This is a genomic window from Ruegeria sp. CE12, assembly GCF_056537525.1.
Genome location: NZ_JBQFRS010000009.1, coordinates 159,553 through 165,845, shown reverse-complemented (window position 1 = coordinate 165,845; position 6,293 = coordinate 159,553). Strand labels below are relative to the sequence as shown.

The 6,293-nt window shown below is 55.9% G+C and carries 5 protein-coding genes and 1 tRNA gene; 3 read left to right on the top strand and 3 right to left on the bottom strand.

Annotated features, from left to right (window positions below; all coding sequences use genetic code 11):
* Nucleotides 1–402: 402 nt before the first annotated feature.
* Entirely contained in the window at nucleotides 403–1,620 is a 1,218-nt protein-coding gene (locus ACR0IO_RS18580) for an HlyD family secretion protein (RefSeq protein ID WP_480743521.1), read from the bottom strand.
* On the bottom strand, nucleotides 1,617–1,997 hold the full coding sequence (locus ACR0IO_RS18575; RefSeq protein ID WP_480743519.1) for a hypothetical protein: 381 nt from the start codon (nucleotides 1,995–1,997) through the stop codon (nucleotides 1,617–1,619). Before ACR0IO_RS18575 ends, ACR0IO_RS18580 begins: the two co-directional genes overlap by 4 nt.
* A gap of 394 nt (nucleotides 1,998–2,391) precedes the next feature.
* Between ACR0IO_RS18575 and ACR0IO_RS18570 the strand changes: the two genes are divergently transcribed.
* From ACR0IO_RS18570 to ACR0IO_RS18560, 3 genes are all read left to right on the top strand, one after another.
* On the top strand, nucleotides 2,392–3,399 hold the full coding sequence (locus ACR0IO_RS18570) for a helix-turn-helix domain-containing protein (RefSeq protein ID WP_480743517.1): 1,008 nt from the start codon (nucleotides 2,392–2,394) through the stop codon (nucleotides 3,397–3,399).
* 149 nt (nucleotides 3,400–3,548) lie between these two features.
* Nucleotides 3,549–3,842: a glycine zipper domain-containing protein gene (locus ACR0IO_RS18565; protein WP_170336510.1), complete on the top strand. Its 294-nt coding sequence runs from the start codon at nucleotides 3,549–3,551 to the stop codon at nucleotides 3,840–3,842.
* 377 nt (nucleotides 3,843–4,219) lie between these two features.
* Nucleotides 4,220–4,295, top strand: a tRNA-Thr gene (locus tag ACR0IO_RS18560).
* A gap of 53 nt (nucleotides 4,296–4,348) precedes the next feature.
* Here the strand turns inward: ACR0IO_RS18560 and dxs are convergent.
* Nucleotides 4,349–6,277 carry a 1-deoxy-D-xylulose-5-phosphate synthase gene (dxs, locus tag ACR0IO_RS18555; RefSeq protein WP_480743513.1) on the bottom strand — a complete coding sequence of 643 codons (1,929 nt, stop codon included), beginning with the start codon at nucleotides 6,275–6,277 and terminating at the stop codon, nucleotides 4,349–4,351.
* Nucleotides 6,278–6,293 lie beyond the last annotated feature (16 nt).

Genomic DNA, 6,293 nt, shown 5'->3' with positions numbered 1-6,293 from the left:
CGCCCGCGCGGGTCCTGATCCCAAAAACAGGTCGTCTGTAGCTGGCTTTCGCGTTTTGAGAGAACTGTCATTTGAGGAACAAAAGGAATAATCGACGCCTTGTCATAGCTACCCAATACTTGGTTACCTGTAGTGCCCTTATCGTAAATTCATGACGATCAGAACCAGGCAGAAAATGGTAGGTGAGTAGCCGAAGCCGTCACTCAGGTCTGTGTATATTCTGCAGGCTCCTGAGAAGGACTGCTATTGCAGCGTAACGACTCTTGAGATTAAAGCTGAAAATTGTGTTGGAGTTCCAATAGTATACGATATTTATCAGAGTTTCCTGCCGGCCTTATGCTGAAACGGCTCCCAACGTTCGTTGGAAGCCGTGCATCTTTAGGAGAGAGGCTGTTTATACGACTAAGCGTGCCCACCACCGATCAGGCCGATACCCGAGGTCAGACCAAACCAGGCTTTGACCCGCAGACCGACCGCCTTGATGATGCCCATAGCCTGTATCCCGTGAGCGACAATTGTTCCTTCCATGTCACCCTCGAAATTGGTGGTGTAAGATTGGACGATGCAACCACTACCTGGCACCAGAAGATCGCGATGCTCTGGGTGTACAAGGTCAAGATGTACAACGATCTGTCCCCGCTTTGCCTTTTCACTGGGCTCGATCAGGCGACCGCTGGGCGCAAGCTGACCGGAAGAAATCGAGTCTTGAATGCGTACAATCCTGGCCGGAAGAACGGTGTTGCGCATTGAGATGTTGAAGTTGCTTTCACACGCCACCTCTGCTGCCATTCCTTCGTACAATTCGGTACGGGAAACCTGCGAGAAGCCAGCAACGATACGTCCTCGCTCGGCATCTTTCCGGTCGGGTACGATCAGCATAGCGGGGCTCATTGCGGCTTGTGCTGCGCGCGATCCGACATTCAGGGTGACTTGTTCAACTACACCATTGACCGAGCTGAGCGTCAGAGTTTTTGACAGCTCCACCTGAGCCTGCTTCAACGACGCGCGCGCCGATGCAAGTTGAGCAGGAAGAACAGCAGTCGCCTGGACTTGCGCTACGCCAAGTTGCGTTTCGGCAGCTTCAACCTCTGCTTCCCGAGTGCTCAAGGTTGCCTGCGCGCGCTCCAGCTGACTCACCTGAAATGCTGCAGAGCCCTTTGCTTGAAGCGACTTGTGATCCATAAGCACCAGCTCGGCCTGCTCTCTGGCAGTAGTTGCGGCATCCAGCACGGCTTGGGCAGTCTGGACCTGCAACTCAGCTGCGAGTTTTGCGCTTTCGATCTCCTCAACTTTGCGTGTCGCAAAATCTACAGCGGCCTGTTCAGACGCGTTCTCGACGGCAAACAGCGGATCGCCCGGTGCGACGTGATCACCGCCCTTTACATAGATATCTGTGACCGTTCCGCCATTCTCGGCGACGACCGGAACGGTTCTGAAGGGCACAAGGCCGGTGTAGGATTTGGGGTAATAGTAGAACACGGCAAAGAACACGATCAGGGCCAGTACGAACCACATGAACAGCGCCCGGTGAACATTGTAGAGGGTGACCGGTAGCCCGCGCCATTTCAGGTACATCACGCGCAGGACAAACGGAAAAGATGTGACGAGCAGCTCAATCATTTTACCAATTCCTCTTTCGAAGGACGCCACCACAACATGAAGTCGCGGGCGATCGCGGTCAGGATCAACGCGCCTGGTAGCAGAATGCTGAAGTGGCTGAGTGCGGGCATCAATTCGTACGCCAAGGCTATGGTAAGCATTACCGGAACAGTTGTGCGCAGCGGAGTGCCGATTGATTTGCGCTCGGTGTAGCGCTCAAAGCGCGCATAAAGGTGTACGACCAGTAGGATCGCCAGGAAGAGAACGATCAGGCCGACCCAGGCATAGGTGTCGGTTTGATTGGGTGAGACCCACCATCTGGGGTCGCCGCCAGCGGCGAGGGCAGGAGTTGAGATGACGCCGAGTATGGGCGCCATCAGGAACGCGGGTGGTTTCATGTTTCAGGTCCTTTTGTTCGCAGTCGCGCTGCGGAAGTTGATTTTGGATTTAGGAAACGTCAGTTCCCGGTAGGTTGTTGTGATGGTTCTGAAGGCTGTTCCGCTGGAGCGTAGGGGGGATCCCAGCGACGCCCGTTCGGTGTTTTCTCGCCCAGTGTCGAAGCCCGCAGGCCTTGAACGTTGCCGCCGGACCATTCCTGTCTGGCGCAGTCGTGGATTGTTTTGAAAACGCGGTAGTACCTTGCGAAGTAGATCATTGCCTTGTCCTTTCTGATGACCCGGACCTAACCGTCGTCGCGCCCCCGATCCTTAGGGTTCTGGACATTTGTTGTTGGCTTCTGGACAATTGCAGTGACAGCAAGGGGTTGCGTGCCAGTCAGGGGAGGATGCAAAAGTGCCACGCATCAGCGCTTACAGATTGCAAAGTGTTGGACTGCGCTATGCGCAAGAACCCGGCGCGCGCATTCCGTTTCCAGAAATTCTGGAAATGGCAGGTGCACCTTCAAATGTCGTCGACGGCCCGGATGCCACTGTCGAACTGCTGCATGAAGCGGGCGCTGTTGAAACTGTGTGCCGTGTTCTCGAAGACAAGACCTTTGCTGCGCGGGTGGGGCTTTCTGCGCAAGGACCGGGAACGCTTTTGGCGTACATTGTACGGGCAGCTGAAACGGTCGAAGATGCGCTGGCATTGACACAGCGCTTTTATGCTATGCAAGACCCCGACCTGCGTCTGGACGTCGTAGGAGCGCCCGATGAGCCCAAGATTACGCTGGAAAGCAATGTGATCCCGGCACATCAATATCCTCGCCATCGCGAAATGCTGATATTTGGTCTTTATAAGCGCGTTCAACAGATCACCTCAGGCGGGCTTGCTCCGATCTCAATCGAGTTGGAAACGGACGACACTGAGCATTGCAAAAAGCTCTCTGAATTGGCGGGATGCGAAGTCGTAGGGTTCAAATCCGGATATGCGTTGGGCTTACCCACAAATGGCATGAGCTTTCGAATCCCGACCGCAGACCCAACTTTGCTGGGGCACTTGCGTCGGCATGGCGAAGAGCAACTGAAGGCGCAGCCAGATGCGGTCCGAAGCCTTTCCGACCGAATTGTGGATATGCTTGGAGAGCGTCTTCCCGGACCAATCCCAAACGGCGACGATATAGCCGCAGAGCTGGGCCTGACGCGACGCACCATGACCCGGCACCTGTCGGCTGAAGGAACTAGCTATAAAGCACTCTTGGAAGGTGTGCTGTGCGACCTGTCCAAACGGATGCTTCGTAGTGGTGAGGGTGTGGCTCGTGTTGCCTTCATGCTTGGATTTGCGGATCAGGCCGCCTTTTCGGTGGCGTTCAAGCGATGGACAGGTGAAACGCCTGCCAGGTTCCGTAGAACTGGCCGCTAGGCTTGAACCCTGCAGCGCGCGGGGCCGAAGGATGTCCAAGATCCACAAAACCTTGTCCCGTCTCCAAAAGAAAGCTGGCCATCGGGTCACCTAGTTCAATGGCACACAGCAGCCGAGGTGGTTGCTGACCCAGAACAAGGATGAACCCAATGAAGACCTCGAAGAAATTCTTTATCGCCCCGATCTCAGGCGCGCTTCTGATCACCATGGCGGCCACAGCTCACGCTGATTACGTCACCGATAAAGCCATCAAAGGCGCAGTTGTCGGCGCAACGGTCGCCGGTATTGCTGGCGAAAGCATCGTGGGCGGCGCTGCCGCTGGCGCCGCAGTCGGTGCCGTGGGCGGTGCGATCCAGAAGGACAATTTCGAAGACGCGCAGGACGAAGCACAAGAACGTCGCGACGATTTCAAAGAAGACCACAAGCACTGGAATGAAGACTGAGCTGTGCCTAGGGCACTACAGAAAAAGGAGGAAACACAGCCGAACACACTTAGATGGTCAGTATGAGGTCCGCGCTGTTAGCATCCAGATGCAGCCTGACTGACCACCCAACACAGAACTCGCACAGTTTCTGATAGGTTGCCACCCAGGTCCGATGGGACCGGGTGGCAATTTTGTTTTGGGCAAAGAACACCAAGAGTATCCAAAAGTCGCTGTCTAAATTTCCGGCACTCTATCCCCGATGGCGAGATTGGTGTTATGCACCTTGCTTGCCGCATGTGAGCTGAGTCTGTTTGGACGTAACAGCCATCCATCAATCCACGAGATTTCAGACTTGCGGGATAACTGGCGAATGTCTAAACACTGCTGCTGTTATTGCCTCAATAGCTCAGCTGGTAGAGCAGGTCCTTCGTAAGGACAAGGTCGGGGGTTCGAGTCCCTCTTGAGGCACCATATTTGACGGACAAGCAGCCAGTATCGCTGGTCTGGTCTACTGCAATCCCGTTTTACGCCCGCTTTTCGCCAATGGATGCAACGCCAAGAGTCGATAGCACTTTGGCCTCGATCTGTTCAGCGTTCATGCCTGCAACAGCGTACATATCTGCCGGGCTGGATTGGTCGATGAAGATATCCGGCAATACCATTGAGCGGTATTTCAGACCGTGATCAAAGACGCCCTCTTCCGCTAACAGCTGTGCGACATGACTGCCAAAGCCTCCCACGGCACCTTCTTCAATGGTGATCAGGGCTTCGTGGTTCTCGGCCAGTTCAAGGATCAAATCGCGATCCAAAGGTTTGGCGAACCGGGCATCCGCGATTGTTGGCGTGATGCCCTTGGCCGATAGCATTTCAGCCGCTGACTGAACCTCAGCCAGACGCGTGCCGAAGGACAGCAGTGCAACGCGAGAACCGGATTGAATCAACCGACCCTTGCCGATTTCAAGAACCTCACCTCGTTCAGGCAGATCCACTCCAACACCCTCACCACGCGGATAACGGAACGCGATGGGGCCATCGTTATGTGCGGCCGCCGTGGCCACCATATGCATCAGCTCGGCTTCATCTGCTGCGGCCATGACAACCATGCCCGGCAAATTCGCAAGGTACGCGATGTCAAACGATCCGGCGTGGGTTGCACCGTCGGCACCGACCAGACCGGCACGATCGATAGCAAATCGAACGGGCAGGCGCTGAATGGCAACGTCATGCACGACCTGGTCGTACCCGCGCTGCAGGAACGTGGAATACATCGCGCAGAAAGGCTTCATTCCTCCGGCAGCCAATGCAGCTGAGAAGGTAACCCCATGCTGTTCGGCGATTGCCACATCAAAGCAACGTGACGGGTAGCGTTCCGCAAACAGGTTCAGCCCGGTGCCATCCGGCATGGCGGCGGTGACAGCGACGATTTTGTCGTCGCGTGCGGCTTCTTCAACCAGCGTTTTTCCAAAAACCGACGTGTAAGAGGGCGCATTCGAAGGGGTCTTTTTCTGCTTGCCGGTAACAACATCGAATCTTGCTGTTGCATGGCCTTTATCGCGTGCCTGCTCTGCCGGAGCGTAGCCTTTGCCCTTTTTCGTCAGCACATGGATCAGGATCGGGCCGGTTGCCCGTGCTTTGACCGTACGCAGGACGGGCAGAAGCTGATCAAGATCATGCCCGTCGATCGGACCGAGGTATGAAAAGCCCAGTTCTTCAAACAGGGTTCCGCCGACTGCCATACCCTTCAGCATTTCCTTGGCGCGTTTTGCACCCTCGCGGAATGGTTCAGGCAACAAGGACACGGCACCTTTGGCCGCAGCCTTCAGGTCGTGGAACGGCTCTTCGGCATAGATGCGGGACAGATAGTTCGATAGTGCCCCAACCGGCGGAGCGATGCTCATCTCATTGTCGTTCAGAATGACGATCAGGCGTTTTTTCAAATGGCCGGCATTGTTCATGGCCTCAAATGCCATGCCCGCAGACAGCGATCCGTCGCCGATCACCGCAATTGCATCACCCAGCCCTTCGGGAGTGACTCCACCCAGATCCCGCGCGACGGCAAATCCAAGCGCTGCGCTGATCGAAGTAGAACTATGTGCCGCGCCAAACGGGTCATAGGGGCTTTCGCTGCGCTTGGTGAAACCGCTTAACCCGTCCTTTTGGCGCAGCGTTCGAATCCGGTCGCGCCGTTCGGTCAGGATTTTATGCGGGTAGCACTGGTGGCCTACGTCCCAAATGATCTTGTCCCGGGGTGTGTCAAAAACAGCGTGCAGCGCAGTTGTTAGCTCCACAACACCCAGACCTGCGCCCAGATGTCCACCAGTGACGGACACGGCAGAAATCGTTTCGGCCCGCAATTCGCTGGCCAGTTGGTGCAGCTGCGCATCCGAGAACTGCTTGAGGTCCGCCGGGCGGTTCACAAGGTCCAGCAGGGGCGTATTCGGGCGGTCAGACATTTGGCGCGTTCCTGGC

Bases quoted from the DNA above. Each gene is read 5' to 3' on its own strand.
- ACR0IO_RS18580 (WP_480743521.1), bottom strand. From the start codon at position 1,620: ATGATTGAGCTGCTCGTCACATCTTTTCCGTTTGTCCTGCGCGTGATG.
- ACR0IO_RS18565 (WP_170336510.1), top strand. From the start codon at position 3,549: ATGAAGACCTCGAAGAAATTCTTTATCGCCCCGATCTCAGGCGCGCTT.
- dxs (WP_480743513.1), bottom strand. From the start codon at position 6,277: ATGTCTGACCGCCCGAATACGCCCCTGCTGGACCTTGTGAACCGCCCG.
- ACR0IO_RS18575 (WP_480743519.1), bottom strand. From the start codon at position 1,997: ATGAAACCACCCGCGTTCCTGATGGCGCCCATACTCGGCGTCATCTCA.